Source organism: Campylobacter sp. BCW_6466, assembly GCF_001762835.1.
Classification (GTDB): Bacteria; Campylobacterota; Campylobacteria; order Campylobacterales; family Campylobacteraceae; genus Campylobacter_D; species Campylobacter_D jejuni.
This window is the reverse complement of sequence record NZ_MJXO01000075.1, coordinates 121,356-140,770: the sequence shown is the minus strand read 5'-3', so window position 1 is coordinate 140,770 and position 19,415 is coordinate 121,356. Positions and strand designations below refer to the sequence as shown.

Here is a 19,415-nt window from a genome sequence, read left to right as displayed (position 1 = left end):
TTCTAAATCTTCATCATTTTTATCATCTAGTTCGTCTAAACTAGGCTCAGTATCCAAAGCTGTATGTTCTTGGCTTAAGTCTTCTTTTTGGCTTCCGCCATCTTCCAAAGTTAAATCTAAATCAGTTTGAATGTCTTCTTGAGTCTGTTCTTTAGTTGTTTCTTGTTCTAAATTTTCATCTTCTAAATTTTGAGTTTCTAAAGCTTTGTTTGCATTATCATCTTGAGCATCATCATCAAAACTCAAATCTTCCATTCCCTCTGAATTTATATCTAAAGAATTTTCATCAGGCAAATCATCTAAATTTAAATTATCTAAATCCAAGCTTATATCAGCATAAGGATTTTCATCATTACTTAATATTGGCAAATCAATAGATGTATGTTTGTTTGTATCTTTATTATTAAGTAAATTTAAAAAATCTGTAGGTAAAAAAGGTTTTTGTAAAATTTGTGCATCTATATCTACATTTTGATTTCGCGGGGCTAAAAAAATCAATCTATCACATTTTTCTTTAAGAATTTTTAAAGGTGCTGGAGTATCACTATCTACGACAATCACATCATAATTACCCAAATTTTCACTATAAGCATTAAGTTCTTCAAAATCATAAGACATTTTTTTAGCACTAAGGCTTACAAGTCTTGAAACTACAGGGTTTTCATTTAAAAGTAAAATTTTCATCACTTTAATCCTTGAAAAATAATCACTATTTTACGATAATTTCATTTATCCTTTCCTTAGGAGAAAAAAAGAGTTTGCATATGAGTGAAAAGTTCTAAAATTAAATTTTTAAAATATTGCATCATAACTAATAAAATAGCGATCAAAACTACAAAGCCTAAAGCTATCTTTATAGGATAGCCAATAACTAAAAGATTAAATTGTGGCATTGTTTTCATCAAAAGTCCAAAAATAACATCAGCTAAAAGTGAAATTCCAAGTATAGGAAAGCTCATAGTAAAACCTATGATGAAAATATTAAACATACCCATATTTAGATAATGCATTAAATTCTCATGCGGATAAAAGCCACCTAAACTGATATAACCTAAAGAATGACTTAAAAACAAAAGCATTAAATGATGACCATCAAAAGCAAGAAAAAACATCAAAGCAAGCAAATTTAAAATTTGAGATGTGATAGGCATACTCGTTCCAGAACTTGGATCTAATATACTTGCCATAGTAAATCCCATAGTAAAAGCAATCTGCTCACCTGCCATCATAATAATAGCAAAAATAATTTGAAGCATTAATCCTGCTATCATTCCAAAAATCACTTCACTAATAAGCTGTAAAACAAAAAAACTATCTAAATGCAAAGATTCTAATCTAGCCAAAGGATATAAATACATAGTCAAAAATAAAACTATAGTACTTTTTATCACCATAGGAATAGAATTATGTGAAAAAAAAGGAAAAAAAACTATAAGACCACTCATTCTAGCAAGAAGCAACATAAAAGTTACAACATTTTTATCACCTAAATAATTAACAAATTCCATTGGCGTTTATAGTATAAGTTTTATCACAAAAACTTGCAAGCTTGTTATCGTGAGTTACAAAAAATAAAGCTGCATCATTTTCTTTAACATAGGATATTAAAAGCTCGATAACATTTTTAGCATTATCAAAATCCAAATTTCCAGTTGCTTCATCAGCAAAAATAATCTTTGGTTTTTTACAAAGCACGCGCGCGATACTCACACGCTGTTGTTGTCCGCCGCTAAGCTTTCCTATTTTTTGATGTAAAAGCGTATCAATACCTAATCTTTTTAAAATTTTCTCATCTAAATTTTGACCCGATAAAACACTAGCAAGTTCGATATTTTCTAAAGCTGAAAAACCTTTAAAAAGATAATGTGTCTGAAAAATAATACCAAAATCATAACGGCGAATTTTTAATCTTTCGTTTTCATCTATCTGATAAAGACTAGAACCTTTAAAAAAAACTTCACCTTTTTTTGGAATTAATAAGGAAGAAAATATATGCAAAAGAGTAGATTTGCCACAACCGCTACTCCCTTGAATAGCAATGCAATCTTTAGTATTTAAAGCAAGATTTAAACCCTCAAAAAGCGGATAATCAAAACTATGGCTTAAATTTTCCGCTCTTAAGAGTTCCATTTTTAACCGTTTTTAAAGTTGTGCAGCAACTTCAGCCGCAAAATCTTCAGTTTTCTTTTCTAAACCTTCGCCAACTTCAAAGCAAATAAATTCGACAATTTTAATTTTTCCGCCAAATTCTTTTTCTTTTTCAGCGATCACTTGTTCTACGGTTTTTTTATCATCCATTACATAAAACTGACCCATTAAAGTAAGTTTGCTATCAAGTTGAGAATTATCTGCTATAAAGCTATTCATTTTACCTGGGATAATATTATCCCAAATTTTTTCAGGTTTACCTTGAGCTTTAAGCTCTTCTTTGATTTTTTCTTCAGCTTCTTTTAAAATTGCATCGCTTAATTGTTTGCGACTTGCAAATTGAGGAATTTTATGTTCAGGTTTATTTGGATCTTTAAGTCTGCGTCTTTCTTCATTTTCTTTTTCAAGTTCAGCAACCAAAGCTTTGTATTCATTTTCAACAAAAGTCATATCCAAATCTTCATAACTTAAATAACTTGGTCTCATTGCTGCAATATGCATACAAATTTGTCTTAACAAATCTCTTGATTTTGAAGCCACTTCAGCGCTATCACAAGCTGCAGCGATCACAACACCAACACGGCCATTTGTATGGATATAACCATTTACAACACCGTTAGCACCTGCTTTTAAAGTTGCAAATCTTCTTACAACTAAGTTTTCTCCTATAGTTGCAATTTGACTTTTTAAATATTCTTCAAATTTTACGCCATTGATTATGCTTGAATGAAGTTCTTCCACACTTTGTAAGCTATTACTTTGAATATGGGCTGTGGTATCTTTTGTTAAAGCGATAAACTGATCATTTTTTGCCACAAAATCTGTTTCGGAATTAATCTCACTTACAGTTGCACTTGTAAAATCATCACTTACTTTTACACTTACTAAACCTTCTGCAGCAAGTCTATCTGCTTTTTTAGCAGCCTTACCTAAACCTTTTTCTCTTAAAAGTTGTACTGCTTTATCAAAATCTCCATTAGTTTCACTCAAAGCATTTTTACAATCCATCATCCCCGCGCCTGTACTTTCGCGGAGTTCTTTTACCATTGCAGCAGTAATTTCAGCCATTATTCTTGCTCCTCACCGAAGTCTTCTTCGCTCATCGCTTCATCTAAAACTTCTTTTTTCTCTTCATCGGTGATTTCTTTTTCTTCATTTGCTAAAGCTTCGCCATCTTGTTCTCTTAAAGCTTTTCCTTCATTAATCGCTTCAGCCATTTCTTGGCAGAAAAGTTGCACTGAACGGATTGCATCATCATTTCCTGGAATAGGATAAGTTACCAAGTCAGGATCGCAGTTTGTATCTAGTGGAGCTACAACAGGAATTCTTAATCTATTTGCTTCTTGAACAGCAATTTTTTCTTTTACTGTGTCAATAACAAAAATCATATCAGGTTGAGTTTTCATATAACGAATTCCACCTAAATAAGCTAATAATTTTTCTTTTTTTCTTGTAAGCATTAAAGCTTCTTTTTTAGTTAAAAGTTTAATACTTCCATCTTCTTCCATTTTTTCAATTACTTCTAATTTTCTAATTGATTGGCGAATGGTACCAAAATTTGTCATCATACCGCCAAGCCATCTATGATTTACATAAGGCATACCGCATTTTTCAGCGTATTCTTTAATCGCTCCACCTGCTTGTTTTTTTGTCCCAACAAAAAGTATAGTTTTTCCTTCAGCAGCAGCGTCACGAACGATATTATAGGTATATCTAAAATATCTTAAAGTTTTTTGTAAATCAATTACATAAATACCTTTTCTCTCGCCAAAAATGAATTTTTTCATCTTTGGATTCCAGCGTCTTGTTTGGTGTCCAAAATGCACACCGCATTCTAATAAATCTCTCATACTAACCATGAGTTTCTCCTTATAAATTTAGCTTTATTCCTCCACATCCCTTAATTTACACAAGCTAAAAAGGATTGATGTGTGTGAAATGAAGCTAAGATTTTATCAAATTTAAGTTTAGTTTTTACTTATATATGTAGTCCTTGGTAAGACTTAGATTATTATTGATTTCTTTTGTGATTAAAAATTGAAACAAATCCACGCTTCCAACACGAAAAGCAGAGGCACAAGAACGAAGGTACAAATCCCACATTCTTATAAATTCTTCATCATATTTTTCCCTTACCTTGTCTAATACTTTGTTAAAATTTTCATCCCATAAATCTAAAGTTTTTGCATAGTGCATTCTTAAACTTTCTGCTAAAAGAAGATGAAAATCCCACTCGCTCATAGCACTTACAACCTCTCTTAAAGAAGGTAAATATCCTCCTGGAAAAATATATTTATCTATCCAAGCATTTGTTTTTCCTTCAAACATGGCTAAAATAGAATGTAAAAGCATAGAACCTCCAGGTTTTAACACTTGTTTTACTTTCATGAAATAAAGTCCTAAATTCTCTTTACCTACATGTTCAAACATACCCACAGAAACAACTTTATCAAAATAATTTTCAAATTCTAAATCTTGATAATTTTGAAGTCTTATTTCTATTTTATCTTCAAGACCAAGTTCTTTTACTCTTTCCTTAGCTTTTTTACACTGCTCCTCTGAAATAGTAATTCCAACAACCTTAACTCCATACTTTTGAGCCGCCATAATAGAAAGCCAACCCCAGCCACAACCTATATCTAAAAGCTTTTCTCCTTCTTTTAAATCAAGTTTTTTAAGGGTATGTTCTATTTTGTTAATTTGAGCTTCATAAAGAGTATTATTAGGCTCTTTAAAATAAGCGCAAGAATAGCTCATAGTATCATCAAGCCAAAGCTTATAAAAATCATTACCTATATCATAATGACTTTTAATATTTTTACTTTCCTGTTTTTGGGCTATTTTACTCAAGATATCCTCTGTATTTTTTAAAAAACGCTTATTTGAAAAATAATACAAAACTTTAGCTATTTCATCATAATCACCTTCTATTTCTAGTTTAGACTCCATATAATGTTTTGCAAAAACTAAACTCGTATCACTAAATAATTTTAAAAAAGGTATTTTTTCTTTGAAAATTAAAGAAAATTTAGCAGACTGATTACCCACATGAAATTCTTCTTGATCCCAAAATACAATTCTAAAATTTCCATAATTCCATTTTGAAAGAATAAATTTAATCATTTGTTTTTCAAGCATGACATACTCCAATTAATAATAATTATTATTAGATAGTATCTCTTAATTAGGTTTAAAAATTAATAAAAATGAAGAAAAAATAAGATTTTTGCCATTATCACTAAATAATGGCAAAAAATGTAATATTAATGTAATTTAGACCAAACAGAACGCTTCCAACCTATAGCAAAAATACTTAAAATTACAAAGAATATCATTACATAAATTCCTGTAGTTTTTCTTTCTTCTTTCTTGCTATCACCCACTTGATCAATATAAGATACAACCTTAGCCTGTGCAGCTTCTGTTAAACCTACTCTTGGCATAGCGGTTCCTGGAAGAAGTTTTTGAGTGTTATTAATAAAATCATGTAAATATTGCTCACCACGAGATCTTATCATCATAGAAAGATCAGGCGGAACAGAACCTAAATAAGTTTTTAAATCATTTTGATTTGATGGAGTAAAAAAGCTATCGTATTTCATATCATGACAACGTCCGCAAGCCTCAATAAAAGTTGCTTTATCTTTAGCAAATTTTATATCTTTTTCCATTAAAGCCACTTTTTGAGCACTATTTTCCATTTTAGCATATTTTGCCTCAACATCTTTCTTAATAGTAGCATCTTCATTGGCTTCAAATTTAACACTCACATCTTTAAGATAAGCAATTACATTGGCTATATTTGCATTTGTAGCTTCTTCACTTTCTCCTGAAGTATCTTTATTGTAAGCTGTCATAATAAAAGCATCACCAAATTTATGATCTACTTTTAAAGCAAGCGCAGGATGCATAATCAAAGCAGCTAAAAATTTTTCATCAAAAATAGCACCAGCTGCACTAAGATCAGGTGGTATTACTCCCATAGAAGAATCAGTAATATTAGCTGTTATTCCATCTTCTTTTACACCATGACATGCAAAACAGTTATTTTCAAAAAATTCTTTACCTTTTTTTGCATCACCCTTAGCAAAATCGATCTTTGCAACATCTGCCCAAAGTGTTTCAACTTTGCTTAATTCTTCTTTTGCTTTTTCAAGTTCTTTGTTTGCACTCTCTATTCTTTTAGCATCTCCTGAAGCTTGTGCATCTTTTAGAGCTAATTCTTTAGCTTCAACTATACCTTTTGCAAAAGTAGTATCTTCAACAGCAAAATCAAAATTTGCAGGAGCAACATGAGGTTTCATCACTGAATGAGCATAAGGCTCTACCCCCCAATATACAAGCGCAGTAAAAACTACCACAACTAAAAATATTTTTATTTCTCTCATTGTTTAGCTCCTTTTCTCTCCATAATAGTAATAACCGGTAAAACTACAATAAGTAAAAGTAAAAATACTATAGAAGCATAAAATCCTACCCAAGCATTTACACCTGTTGGAGGTAATTTTCCATAAACTGTTAAAACAATTAAATCGATAAGCAATATCCAAAACCAAATGAAAAATAAAGGTCTTTCATGAGCCGGTTTTACAACATCACTTCTATCAAGCCAAGGAAGCAAGAAGAAAATCACTTGAGCAATACCAAATGCAGCCAAACCTATATCAAAAGCTTTAATACCTGCAATATCAAAGAAAAATCCTCTTAAAACTTCATAACTCCATAAGAAATACCACTCAGGATAAATATGAGCTGGTGTTTTAAGCGCATTAGCCGGATCAAAATTAATTGGATCCATTGCAAATTCAAATTTAAAACAGACCAAATAAAAGAAGAAAATCATAAAAAAGCTTATATACATAAAATCTTTTGATAAAAATCCTGGCCAAAAAGGAATCACTTTAGAACCCTTTGTGTCACCTGCCATGTACTTTTCAGCCTCTAAGTCAAAGTCAAGTTCTTCAGAAATTTCATTATTAACATGAGGAATTCTTAAAGAATAGAAGTGAAATGCTATAATAGCAATGATAACTATAGGAAGCAAGCACACATGAAGCATAAAAAATCTTGTTAAAGTTGGATCAGAAACCGCATAATCTCCACGAATCCAAATCACAAGTTCAGGGCCAATAAATGGTATCCCTCCAAAAAGATTAGTGATTACTTGAGCTGCCCAATAACTCATTTGTCCCCAAGGAAGCATATACCCACTAAAAGCTTCAGCAGAAAATACAACAAACAAAAGCATACCGCTAACCCAAATCATCTCACGACCTTTCTTATAAGAACCGTAATAAATTCCTGTTAACATATGTATGTATATAATCAAAAATACAACAGAAGCGGCAACACCATGCATGTGACGCCAAAGCCATCCATAATCCACCTCTTGCATAATAGTCTTATTCACACTATCAAAAGCAAGTGCAGTATCTGGTTTATAATACATTACAAGTAAAAGTCCTGTAACAAAAAGCACTGCAAAAAGAGTGGTTAAAATAACCCCCATTGCCCAAAGAAAGTTAATTTGCTTTGGTATCCAATACTTTACCATTAAAACATCAAGTAGTTTATGTACTGCAAGTCTTTGATCAAGCCAATCTACAAGACCATTAGCTTTTCTAATTTGTGCCATCTTAAGCCTCCGCTATCATTTTTTTATATTCAGGACCCTCTTCGCCTAAAACAAGTTTGGTTCCATCGATCTTAAAAGGAGGAATTTCAAGAGGCTTTGGAGGAGGTCCAAAGACATTTTTTCCACTTGTGTCAAATTCTCCACCATGACAGGCACATTTAAACAATTGCTCGCTTGGTTGGTAAGCAGGTATACAACCCAAATGCGTACAAAGTCCTATAACCACAGTATAAGCTGCGTTATCTACCACAACATCACGTTTTTCATCTTTTGGCATACTCGCATCTTTTTTTAATATAAAAATAGGCTTTTTACGCCATTCTATAGTTCTAAGCTCTCCATCTTGCATTCCTGATAAATCTACTGTAGTAAAACCTGCAGCTTTGACACTTGGAAGTGGATCCCAAGTTTTTTTCATCGCAACAAGCGAGAAAACACCGCCTACAGCAGCTACGCTTCCAAATGCAAAGCCCATAAAGCTTCGTCTACTCTCAGATGTAGCCATAACTTGTCCTTTCGATTTTATTTTTTAACCAAGTTAAAAGTTTATCGAAATTAAAATAAATTTTTTCTTTGTTTAACAAATTTTGATATTTAGACAATAAGAGCAAAAAGAGAAAAAACAAGCACAGGTAAAGTTATCAAAAAGCCAAATTTAGAATATTGCCAAAAAGAAATATTAATGCCTTTTCTAGCCAAAACTCCAAGCCAAAGCAAAGTTGCCAAAGAACCTATTGGCGTAAGTTTTGGGCCTATGTTTACCCCCAAAAGATGCGCATAAATCATCAAGGAATCAAAAGAAAAATTCTCAAAATATTCTTTTAATGCCAAATCGCCGATTAAAACCATAGGCAAATTATTAAACACAGAAGATCCAAAAGCTGAAATCAAAGCCATACCAAAAATTCCACTCTTATCTTGCATCAAAAAAGCATAGCTTTTAACCAAAATTTCACTCACGCCTATTTTATGTAAAGCAAAAACCACCATATAAAGCCCAAAACTAAAAAGCAAAACTCCATAAGGTGCTTCAAAAAGAATTTTAACACTTTTTTTACCTTGAATTTTTAAAACAATAAGCCAAAAAATTCCCGCCCAAAGCAAAGCAAAAAAACTTATTTTAATATCAAAAATTTCACCTATAAAAAAACTGATCACAAAAAGAAGTAAAAATACTATGCAAAGAAAAAACAATTTCAATGAAATTTGCTCTTTTTTGACTAATTTAAATTCAAGCCTTTTAGGCAAAACTCTCCCATAAAGCATAAAAACCATAACTATAGTAGAAAGCAAAACAAAAAAATTTGGCAAAAACATATTTTTAGCAAATTCTAAAAATTCTATCTTAAAATAATTTGCTGTAATAATATTGGTTAAATTTGAAATAACCAAAGCGTTTGAACTTGCATCACATAAAAAAGAAAGACTAAGCAAAAAAGAACTTAAAATAAAAACATGATTTTTACAATCTTTAAGAGTTGAAAATAAAGCTATAATAATAGGTGTAATGATTAAAATCGCTCCATCGTTAGCAAAAAATGCAGAAAGAAAAAAGACAAAAATCAACAAAAATAACATCAATTTTTTTGTGCTAATATAAATTTTTTCTTGATTTTTCTCTCTAGAAAAATGCAAAATTTTACTCGCAATAAAATCAAAAAATCCCAAAGCTTCCAAGCTAAAAGAAAGAATAATCAACCCAACCAAAGTTAAAGAACTATCCCAAACTAAAGAAAAAACAAAATAAGCGTCTGTAAAATCTACCAATTGAAAAATAAAAACAAAAAAAGCTCCCAAGCTAGAAAATACCCAAATAGGTAAATTCCATGGACGCCAAAAAAGTAAAATTAAAGTAGATAAAAAAATAAAAAAAGCAAGCATTTAAGCTTTTTTCTTTTGCATTTTGATATAAATTTGCAAAATATCCAACGCCGCAGGAGTGATTCCACTGATTTGACTTGCAGCAAAAATAGTTGGAGGTTTATGATGATTAAGCTTTTCTACAACTTCATTACTCAAACCACTTACACTTTTAAAATCAAAATTTTCAGGAATTTTAAGCTCGCTAAGATTTTTCATTTTTTCTACTTGAGCTTTTTGCATACTAATGTAATGATAATACTTTGCCTCATTTAAAATCTCTCTTAAGGAGTAATGATCCATGGTTTTAAACATAGGGTCAAGTTTTTTTAATTTTTCTATATCAAAACTTGCTCTTGCAACAATTTTTTGAAGATTGACTATAGAAGAAATTTTATCTTCTCCTAAACTCTCTAAAAAAGCATTATTTTGGTTATTAGGCGTGAATTCTTTAGAAAGTAAAAATTCAAGTCCTTTTTGAAGATTGTTTGCGATATTTTGTATATAAGTAAAATCTTGCTCGCTTAAAAGCCCTAAATCATAGCCATATTTTCCAAGTCTAAGTATAGCATTTTCTTCCCTTAAAAGCAGTCTAAATTCCGCTCTTGAAGTAAACATTCTATAAGGTTCTTTTGTACCTTTTACTACCAAATCATCGATTAAAACTCCTATATAAGCTTCATCACGCCTTAAAATCAAAGGCTCTTTCATATCTATGCTTAAACTTGCATTGATTCCTGCCATAAAGCCTTGTGCTGCAGCCTCTTCATAACCTGTAGTTCCATTAATCTGTCCTGCACAATAAAGATTTTTAATCTTTTTAAGTTCTAAAGTATGCTTAAGTTCAGTTGGCTCTATATAGTCATATTCTATAGCATAACCAAAACGGGTTATTTTAGCATCTTCAAAACCCTTTACAGAACGTAGCATTTGAGTTTGCACTTCATAGGGCAAAGAAGTAGAAAAACCATTGATATAATACTCCGTTGCATCGATAGTTTGAGGCTCTATAAAAAGATGATGACTTTCTTTGTCGCTAAAACGATTGATCTTATCTTCTATAGAAGGACAATACCTTGGCCCCACGCCTTCAATCTGTCCTGTAAAAAGTGGGGCACGATAAAAATTATTCTTAATAATCTCATGTGTAGTTGTATTAGTGCGTGCGATATAACAAGGAAGTTGAGTAGGATTAAAATTTCTTGAACGAAAACTAAAAGCTTTAGGATTTACATCGCCATCTTGGATTTCAAGTGCGCTAAAATCAATACTTTTTGCATCTACTCTTGGGCAAGTTCCTGTTTTTAAACGCCCCATTTTTAAACCCAAAGTTTGTAGATAATTGCCTAAATTTACTGAAGCAAGCTCCCCTACCCTTCCTGCTTGAAGTTTATTTTCGCCTATATGAATAAGTCCATTTAAAAAAGTCCCTGTTGTAAGTATCACTTTTTTGGCAAAATATGTATTTTCTAAATTTGTTTTTACGCCTTTAACTTCATCATTTTCTACGATTAAAGCATTCGCTTGTTCTTGAGAAATTTCTAAATTTGGAAGTTTTAAAAGTTTATTACGTGCAATGATACGGTACTTATCCATATCAATTTGCGCCCTACTTCCTTGAACGGCTACACCCTTACTTTCATTTAAAATGCGAAATTGTATTCCCGCTTCATCGGTGATTTCACCCATAAGACCACCCATGGCATCAAGTTCTTTTACCAAATGCCCTTTTGCAAGTCCACCTATAGCTGGATTACAACTTGCTGCTCCTATTTGCTCAATCAATGTAGTTAAAAGTAAGGTTTTTTTACCCATTCTAGCAGCAGCAGCACTTGCTTCAACACCCGCATGTCCACCACCTATAACAATGACATCAAACATATTTTGCCTTGAAAAATGTGAATTTTTAAAAGAAAGATTATATAATATTTAGACTTAAAACAAACTCGTTTTAAGCCTAACAAAAATTTATTTAGCTTCTTGGAGAGAGAAAATTAACTCATTATAAGTTTTATCTGCATCTTTGCAGAAATTTTTAAGCATCTCAACACCTTTATTTAAACCTTGTTGCTGTTCTACTCTTAAAAGATCGCTATAAAGGCTTTCTATTGTAGAAATAGCGCTTTTATTTGGCATACGACGAACGGAATAATAGCCTATGATATTATTATTAATATCTATTGATGGAGTTACATTTGCAAAAACCCAGTAGTAATTGTTATCTTTAGTTTTGTTTTTTACGTAAGCAAAAATTTCCTTACCCTCTCTCATATAATCCCATAAATATTTAAAAACAGTTTTTGGCATCTCTTCATGTCTTACTATGTTATGAGGTTTATTTAAAACTTCACCCATGGTATAACCTGCATACTTTAAAAAATCATCATTTGCATAAACTATTTTACCTTTTAAATCTGTTTTAGAAGTAATTAAACTATCTTCTTGTAAAAAAATTTCTCTTGACATTTCCCCACCCTCTTAATTTATATTTTTAATTTTGCTAAGATTTCAGCACTTCTTTGCTCTAGTGATTTAATATCATTTACAATCGCATCATAAGCTTTTTGATCGATATAATCTTGACTTGATTCTTCTATTGCTTTTTTAGCGTTATCTTTTATAAATTCTTTAGCTAAATTTAACTCAGTTTCAGAACTAAGTTCATTAATAACACCTTGAGCTCTCTCATCTTGGCAAAGATTAGAAATTGGATCTACACTTTCAAGATTGAAATTTTGAGCCCCATTTAAATTTAAATATATATTTGATTTATAAAGAATATGATCGATTTTAACCACAGACAAAATCAATCTCTTTGCAAAGGATCCAAAATTAACACCAAGAGCACTACTATTTTCTTCTAGACGTTTAAAAGCTTGAGAAAATTTATTAATTCTTTCTTCAGATTCACTAACAATGTTAAAAACTTGATCGCTGCCACTTTGGATATTTACAAAATCCTGTTGCATAGTCTGAATTGCAATGGAAATTTCACTTGTAGATCTTTGAGTTCTTTCTGCTAACTTTCTAACTTCATCAGCCACAACCGCAAAGCCCCTACCATGTTCTCCTGCACGTGCAGCTTCAATAGCAGCATTTAAAGCTAGAAGATTGGTTTGATCAGCTATATCGCGTATTACTTCAACCACTGAAGTAATATTTTGGGAATTAGCCACAAAAGTTTGCACTGTTTCCTTGCTCGAATTTACAACATCCATTAAAGAACCCATGGCACTTTGCAAAGAATCCACCTCTGAGCCATTTTCTGTAGCTGTATGAGTAATGGCATCAACTGTATCATATACATTTTTCATCATGCTAATATCTTGATTTAATGAGCTAGAAATTTGAGACATATCTTTATTTTGATTTCCAAGGCTTAAATCCATTAAAGTTCTTGATAAAGCATTTTTAAAAGTGGATCTTGCTGTCACTTCTATGTTTGCTAAAGCTTTATTTATAAATTCAATATTATGAGCAAAAATTCCTTTTAAACCTTCAGGCAAAGCCTTACGATAAAATTCGCCTTTTTGGGAACAAGAAATAGAAGTATTAATTTCCCTTAAATAAGCTTCTAGTCCATCAATAGTATTGTTAAGATTATCTGCTATTTCGGCTAATTTTTTGCTTTTTGTTTTTACATAGATCATTCTATTGTCAAAATTTCCTTCTTTTAACTCTCTACAAAGAACCAAAAGTTTATCTATCATTATTTGCTCATCTTTGTGTTGTCTAAGCAAATAAATCATTAAAACAGCGATTAAAATAAAAATTATCACTCCAACATAAATATGAATAAAAATGGCACCTAAAACACCGATAATACTTAGAAAAATAGTTAATAATAATCCATTTTTCACCATAAATTTACCCCTTTATTAAAAATTTTTGAAGTCATAAATTAAAGTAATACTTTAATAATATATATTACTTTAATTTTTAGGCGAAGATTGTACAATAAAAAAGATTAAATATATCTTATTTAGTTATCTTCTTGCAAGTTAAAAACAAGTTCATTATAAGTCATTTTATAAGAACTTACAATATCCATTAAAGCTGAAACTCCAGCATTAATGCCTGATTTTTGCTCTTTTTCAAGTAAAATTTTATAAACTTCTTCAATTATAGGAAGAGATTTTCTATTGGGTGCACGACGAACAGAATAGTAGTTGATGATATCTCCATTGGCATCAAATGAAGCACTTACATTTGCAAACACCCAGTAAAAACTACCATCCTTGGCTTTATTTTTTACAAATGCAAAAATTTCTTCTCCTTTTTGAATATAATCCCAAAGACATTTAAATACAGTACGTGGCATATCTTCATGTCTTACTATATTATGAGATTTATACAAAAGCTCATCGACTTTATAACCTGCATATTGTAAAAAGTCATTATTGGCATAAATGATATTCCCCTTAAGATCTGTTTTAGAAGTAATTAAAGCATTTTCAGACAAAACTATTTCTTTCATAATTAAAACATCCCAATAAAACAAATAAATCAAAAATAGAATTATTACTAATAATAAACAATAAAAAGTATACTAAATTATAAAATTTTCAAAAAATATTTTAAATTTTATAATGTAAATAATGAGAAATTTTGTAACATTTATATAAAAATTTGTCATATCATATAAAAGAAAGTATTTCTAGATTTGTTTTTTTGTTAAAATTTACAATACGCATTGTTAAAATTATATTTCACAAAAGATCAAAAGGAGTGAATAAACTTGGAAACTTTAAGTCAAACTTTAGCTGAAAGAAAACCGCCTTTATATAAACGTATTATAAAAAGTCTTGGATTTTGGGTGATTATAGGCATTATTACAGGTATTATACTTGGCTATACAGATAAAGAATTAGCCATTGCTAGCAAACCAGGAGTTGATTATTTTATAGGTGCTTTAAAGGTTCTTATAGGTCCTATTATTTTTGTTACTTTGGTTTTGGGTATCATTAGTCTTGAAAGTTTAAAAAAAGTAGGTAGTATTGGTGCTAAAGCGGTTATTTACTTTGAAGTTGTAAGTACTTTAGCACTTGCTATAGGTATTTTTATGGCAAATGTTATGCAACCAGGTCATGGAATGAATCTTGATCCAAGTCAACTTGATACAAAAAGCGTTCAAAAATACATTTCTCAAACCACAGAAGTAAGCGCAAGCTCTGAGATTATGCATATTTTAAAAGATGCTATGCCTACTGATATTATCACGCCTTTTACAGAAGGAAAAACCATACAAGTTTTAGTTATTGCTATAATTACTGCTTTGATTATTTCTTTAATGAGAATAGAAGATAAACAGGCAATTCAAAGAGTTTTTGAAGTGGTGCAAAATTTTGTTTTTAAAATTCTGCAAATCATTATGTATTTTAGTCCTATTGCCGCCTTTTCAGCAATGGCTGTACTCATAGCTCAATACGGAATTGGCTCTTTGATCAACTTAGCATATTTACTTTTAGTAATGCTGATTTCATGTCTTGTTTTTATATTTGGAATCTTAGGTCTGATTTGTTATTTTGCAAAAGTAAATATCTTCAAATTTATGAGATTTATCTCAAGAGAAGTATTGATCGTTTTTGCAACCAGTTCAAGCGAGTCTGCACTTGCTCCTTTAATGAGAAAACTAGAAAAAGCGGGACTTTCTAAAGCAACAGTCGGACTTGTTTTACCAACGGGATATAGTTTTAATCTTGATTGTACAAATATTTATCTAGCTATGAGCTTAATCTTTCTAGCACAAGCTTTTAATGTAAATTTAAGTTTAACACACGAAATCAGTATTTTAATAGTATTAATGATAGCTTCAAAAGGTGCAGTGGGTGTAACTGGATCAGGTTTTATAGTGCTTGGAAGTACGCTTGCGGCTCTAGGAAATATGGAAATTTCAGAAGCAAATGCAACCTTAGCACAAGTTCTACCAGTAGCTGCTATAGGCGTTCTTTTAGGTGTTGATAAATTTATGTCTGAAATGAGGGCTGTTGGAAATCTTTGTGGAAATTCAGTAGCAGCCTTAATCGTTGCGATCTGGGATAAACAAATTGATCGGGAAAAATTCAACTATGCTATGGATAATCCAGAAAAATTCCATAATGCTGGAATGAACTAATGGGTTCTTTGGAGGAAATCATATCGATTAACCTCCTCTAAAGTATTATCTTTTTTCCTAAATTGTTTTAAAAAACTTTCATTGAAATTAAAACTAAATCCAACTTGAACAACGGTATCATCAACAGTCTCTCTTGCGCTATAATCACGACGCAATAAATTTAAACTAAATACACTATAAGGAGAGTAAGATACTTGATAATTAGTTTTATCATTATCCTTGCTTATATCAAAAGCAAAAGCGGTGTAAGTTGGAATTACAAAACTCATTCCAAGCTGTAAATTTTTTTCTGCTTCATTGGGTATGTAATAATTACTATAAGCCTTTATAAATTTACTATAACCAAACTCTGCACCAAAGCTTTTAGTATCTTTTTGTTCCTTTTGTTTGTCAATAAAACCATTAACTCCAAATAAAAAATCATCTTTTTCATAACGATTGATTAAGCCCCCTGAGTAATTATAATTATCTTGAGCCACAAAAAGTTCTTTTTGAAAAAGCAAAGAATTATTCTCTCCCTCATAAAGAGAACTTAAATTTTTAACCTGCGCGTTTTCGTTTTGAAAATCTAAATTCCCATCTGTTTTATCTATACCATTATTATTTTCTAAAGTTTTTGAAAGCAAGCTATCAAAAGCACTTTTAAAATCCACATTCTCTTCTTGAATTTTTGGAGCTTCTTTGGTATTTTTATAATCAAAGTGCTCCCAAGAATTTTGATTATTATTTTTTGTTAAAGCCTCTGTAAGTTCATCGGCATTGAGTAAAGAAAACAATGCTATTATATAAAAAATACCCCTCATTATTCTTATATTCCTTATTATTTCTTGTTTGAGTATTTATTATAAAAAAATAATATAAATAAAAATTCCACAAAGACTAAAAATTAAAATTAGCAAATTTAAAGTAAATAAGTGTATAATTAAAATAAAAAAGGGTTATTAATGCAAAAAGACAACCTCATAGCTTTTGTTATTTTTATTATTAGCACCATCGCATTTGTTATTTGGGGATTTGGTTATATTTCGCAACATCAACTGATTCTTTTTATTCTTGCTTCTATATTTGGCATTTTTATGGCATTTAATATAGGTGGAAATGATGTAGCCAATTCTTTTGGAACAAGCGTTGGTGCAAAAACAGTAACCATTAAACAAGCTTTAATTATAGCAGCTGTTTTTGAGCTAAGCGGGGCAATCTTCGCAGGCGCAGAAGTTACTAAGACCATACGCAGCGGTATTGTTATTTTTCCAAATTCTTTAGATCCTATGCTTTTTGTTATCATTATGCTTGCTGCACTTTTAAGCTCTGGGGTTTGGATTTTTATTGCAACCAAGAAAGGCTTACCTGTATCAACCACACACAGTATAGTTGGTGGGATTGTAGGTGCTAGCATTATGATGGGGCTTTTAAAATTTGATGGGATTCAAACACTCTCCATGGTTAAATGGAGTGAAATTTTAAGAATAGCTATTTCTTGGGTAGCTTCGCCTCTTTTAGGGGGTATTGTAGCTTATATTATTTATTCATATATTGATAAAAAAATTTTAAAACCATCAGAAAAACTAAATGATGATTTGAAAAATATCAAAAAAGAAAGAAAAAAATTCAAAGAAGAATACTTTTTAAATTTAAAAACAAAATCCCAAGAAGAACAAATCAAAGAACTTTCCGCTATAGCTTTAGATGAGGAAGAACAAGAAAATAATTTCTATAGAAATAAAATGAAGGAATTTAAGGATCAAGAAAAAGATATAGATATTTACTCTATTTTAAAAACTCATATGCCAATCATTGCTTGTATTGCTGCTGCTATCATTTCGGCAATGTTTTTATTTAAAGGTTTAAATAATGTTAGCACTTTAGATATTTTACAAAACTTTTGGATTATCGGAATTATAGGAACTATAAGTTATGTTGTAACATTTGCTATAGTCAAAATCGTTAAAAAAACAGAACTTAATAAAACTACTGATAGAATTTTCTCATGGTTTCAAATATTTACAGCCTCTAGTTTTGCATTTTCACACGGAGCCAATGATATAGCCAATGCTATAGGTCCTTTTGCAGCGATTTTAGATGTCTTAAAAAACGGCACAATTAACGCGACTTCTCCTGTACCTTTTGCCGCTTTAGCTATGTTTGGAGTTGCTCTAGTTGTAGGGCTTTGGTTTTTAGGTAAAGAAGTGATTACTACAGTGGGTTCAAAACTTGCAACCATACGCCCTACTACTGGATTTTCTGCAGAACTTGGTGCAAGTATAGTTATACTCTTAGCTACACAATTTGGAATTCCTGTTAGCTCCACCCATATACTCATAGGTGCTATATTGGGTATAGGAGTGTATAATAAAAACGCAAATTGGATTATGATGAAGCCTATAGGATTGGCTTGGATTATCACTTTACCAGCCGCTGGTATTATGGCAGCACTTGTATTTTTAGGATTTAAACTATCTTTAGGAATTTAAGTAAAGCTTATTTTTCTAAAATATTTTTTCCTTTAATTATATGCATTTTAATCTTTCCAAAAAGTTTATCCTCAGAATAAAGAGAACTTTTTGGAGCAAAAATTTCTTCATTCTCATCGAAAAGAACTAGATTAGCTTCTTTGCCAACTTCTATAACTCCACTATTTAAACCTAAAAATTCACTAGGGTTTTTACTTGTAAATTGACAAAGCTCTTGCCAATTTAAAAATCCTTCTTTGATTAAAAAAGTATAGCAAAGACTTATAAATTCGCATACGCTATGGATTCCAAAGGCCGCTTCATCAAAAGCTAAATCTTTTAAAGAAATTGATTTTGCACTATGCAAGGAAGTTAAAAAGCTGATCTTTCCTTCTTTTAAAGCCTCTCTTAAAGCCAAAACATCTTCTTTGCTTCTTAAAGGTGGCATAAGTTTCGCAGCCGTATTAAAATCTTCACAAGCACTATCATCTTTGATAAGATGATGAATGCTTACAAGTTTTAAATCCTTTTCATCTAATAATACTAAAGAATCTTTCAAACTTAAAAGATCAAAAATAACCTTATTTTTATAAAATTTAGCCAATTCTTTCATTTTAGCTATCTGGCTAGTTTCAGCAATTTTACTCATGCCTATAAGCCCTAGCTCAAAACTCATTTCACAATCATTCATCACTCCATTATCATCAAAATCCTTATCATAACAACGCACAAAAATTGGAGAGTCTTTCATAAAAGCATATTGTGAACTTACTTTTAAAGTATTTGCATCCAAAGAGCTATCAAGCTCTAAAGCACAAGCCCCCTTGTTTAAAAGAGTGGCTAAATTTTTAAGCTTGCCATTTGCATCCTTAACCCGCACACTTGAAAAAATTTGCATCTTTCTTTGAGCTAAATTTTGTAAAAATAAAGCAAAACTTTCTTCATCAAAATCCATGCAATCACGCAAAACTATACTAGAAATTCCTCCTTTTAGACACTCATTTTCTAAAAGCTCTAAATTAGCTAAAGAAAATTTATCATTTTTCAAACTTACACACAAATCCACAAAAGATGGAAGTAAAGTCATACCTTTAGCATCTAAAATTTCTTCACCTTGTAAATTAGAACCAATATTGGTAATTTTTCCTTCTTTAATCTCTATATCTTGTAAAGAATCTCCATAAATTTTTGCATTTTTAATTATCAT

General features: G+C 30.8%; 17 protein-coding genes and 1 pseudogene. 2 read left to right on the top strand and 16 right to left on the bottom strand.

Going from position 1 to position 19,415, the window contains the following annotated elements:
- The 14 genes and pseudogenes from AJ887_RS09805 to cetC form a co-directional block, all read right to left on the bottom strand.
- Positions 1-684, bottom strand: a pseudogene (locus tag AJ887_RS09805) (highly acidic protein); the annotation flags it as partial.
- Positions 685-740: 56 nt separating this feature from the next.
- Positions 741-1,508, bottom strand: coding sequence for a flagellar biosynthetic protein FliR (fliR, locus tag AJ887_RS09800; protein ID WP_002855878.1), 768 nt, complete (start codon positions 1,506-1,508; stop codon positions 741-743).
- Entirely contained in the window at positions 1,495-2,130 is a 636-nt protein-coding gene (locus AJ887_RS09795; RefSeq protein WP_012006736.1) for an ABC transporter ATP-binding protein, read from the bottom strand. The genes fliR and AJ887_RS09795 overlap by 14 nt, the downstream gene beginning before the upstream one ends.
- A 12-nt stretch (positions 2,131-2,142) precedes the next feature.
- Positions 2,143-3,216 carry a translation elongation factor Ts gene (gene tsf / locus AJ887_RS09790; RefSeq protein ID WP_002866193.1) on the bottom strand — a complete coding sequence of 358 codons (1,074 nt, stop codon included), beginning with the start codon at positions 3,214-3,216 and terminating at the stop codon, positions 2,143-2,145.
- Positions 3,216-4,007 carry a 30S ribosomal protein S2 gene (rpsB, locus tag AJ887_RS09785; RefSeq protein ID WP_002853455.1) on the bottom strand — a complete coding sequence of 264 codons (792 nt, stop codon included), beginning with the start codon at positions 4,005-4,007 and terminating at the stop codon, positions 3,216-3,218. The genes tsf and rpsB overlap by 1 nt, the downstream gene beginning before the upstream one ends.
- A 115-nt stretch (positions 4,008-4,122) precedes the next feature.
- The gene (locus tag AJ887_RS09780; RefSeq protein WP_002866194.1) at positions 4,123-5,286 is read right to left on the bottom strand and encodes an SAM-dependent methyltransferase; all 1,164 of its coding nucleotides are present in this window, start codon (positions 5,284-5,286) and stop codon (positions 4,123-4,125) included.
- 125 nt (positions 5,287-5,411) lie between these two features.
- Entirely contained in the window at positions 5,412-6,536 is a 1,125-nt protein-coding gene (locus AJ887_RS09775) for a cytochrome c1 (RefSeq protein ID WP_002866195.1), read from the bottom strand.
- On the bottom strand, positions 6,533-7,783 hold the full coding sequence (locus tag AJ887_RS09770; RefSeq protein ID WP_002852758.1) for a cytochrome b: 1,251 nt from the start codon (positions 7,781-7,783) through the stop codon (positions 6,533-6,535). The genes AJ887_RS09775 and AJ887_RS09770 overlap by 4 nt, the downstream gene beginning before the upstream one ends.
- A gap of 1 nt (position 7,784) precedes the next feature.
- A complete protein-coding gene (petA, locus tag AJ887_RS09765) occupies positions 7,785-8,288 on the bottom strand; it encodes a ubiquinol-cytochrome c reductase iron-sulfur subunit (protein WP_002852880.1) in 504 nt (167 codons plus the stop codon).
- An 89-nt stretch (positions 8,289-8,377) separates the two neighbouring features.
- Positions 8,378-9,664 (bottom strand): arsenic transporter, encoded by a 1,287-nt coding sequence (locus tag AJ887_RS09760; protein ID WP_070240415.1) that lies wholly within the window; start codon positions 9,662-9,664, stop codon positions 8,378-8,380.
- Positions 9,665-11,524 carry a tRNA uridine-5-carboxymethylaminomethyl(34) synthesis enzyme MnmG gene (mnmG, locus tag AJ887_RS09755; protein ID WP_070240414.1) on the bottom strand — a complete coding sequence of 620 codons (1,860 nt, stop codon included), beginning with the start codon at positions 11,522-11,524 and terminating at the stop codon, positions 9,665-9,667.
- 87 nt (positions 11,525-11,611) lie between these two features.
- Complete coding sequence (cetB, locus tag AJ887_RS09750; protein WP_002861897.1) at positions 11,612-12,109, bottom strand: bipartate energy taxis response protein CetB; 498 nt, start codon at positions 12,107-12,109, stop codon at positions 11,612-11,614.
- A gap of 17 nt (positions 12,110-12,126) precedes the next feature.
- The gene (locus tag AJ887_RS10630) at positions 12,127-12,873 is read right to left on the bottom strand and encodes a methyl-accepting chemotaxis protein (protein WP_374700111.1); all 747 of its coding nucleotides are present in this window, start codon (positions 12,871-12,873) and stop codon (positions 12,127-12,129) included.
- A gap of 752 nt (positions 12,874-13,625) precedes the next feature.
- Positions 13,626-14,120: an energy taxis response protein CetC gene (cetC, locus tag AJ887_RS09740; RefSeq protein ID WP_002861899.1), complete on the bottom strand. Its 495-nt coding sequence runs from the start codon at positions 14,118-14,120 to the stop codon at positions 13,626-13,628.
- A 261-nt stretch (positions 14,121-14,381) separates the two neighbouring features.
- On the opposite strand from cetC, the gene AJ887_RS09735 reads away from it, so the two are divergent.
- Positions 14,382-15,758 (top strand): cation:dicarboxylate symporter family transporter, encoded by a 1,377-nt coding sequence (locus tag AJ887_RS09735; RefSeq protein WP_070240413.1) that lies wholly within the window; start codon positions 14,382-14,384, stop codon positions 15,756-15,758.
- On the opposite strand, the gene AJ887_RS09730 is transcribed toward AJ887_RS09735, so the two are convergent.
- Complete coding sequence (locus AJ887_RS09730; RefSeq protein WP_002880571.1) at positions 15,755-16,561, bottom strand: inverse autotransporter beta domain-containing protein; 807 nt, start codon at positions 16,559-16,561, stop codon at positions 15,755-15,757. The genes AJ887_RS09735 and AJ887_RS09730 overlap by 4 nt on opposite strands.
- A gap of 141 nt (positions 16,562-16,702) precedes the next feature.
- Between AJ887_RS09730 and AJ887_RS09725 the strand changes: the two genes are divergently transcribed.
- Positions 16,703-18,229, top strand: coding sequence for an inorganic phosphate transporter (locus AJ887_RS09725; RefSeq protein ID WP_002852729.1), 1,527 nt, complete (start codon positions 16,703-16,705; stop codon positions 18,227-18,229).
- A gap of 7 nt (positions 18,230-18,236) precedes the next feature.
- Here AJ887_RS09725 and AJ887_RS09720 read toward each other — a convergent pair whose 3' ends face one another.
- Positions 18,237-19,415, bottom strand: a complete 1,179-nt coding sequence (locus AJ887_RS09720; protein ID WP_002905840.1) for a metal-dependent hydrolase — start codon at positions 19,413-19,415, stop codon at positions 18,237-18,239.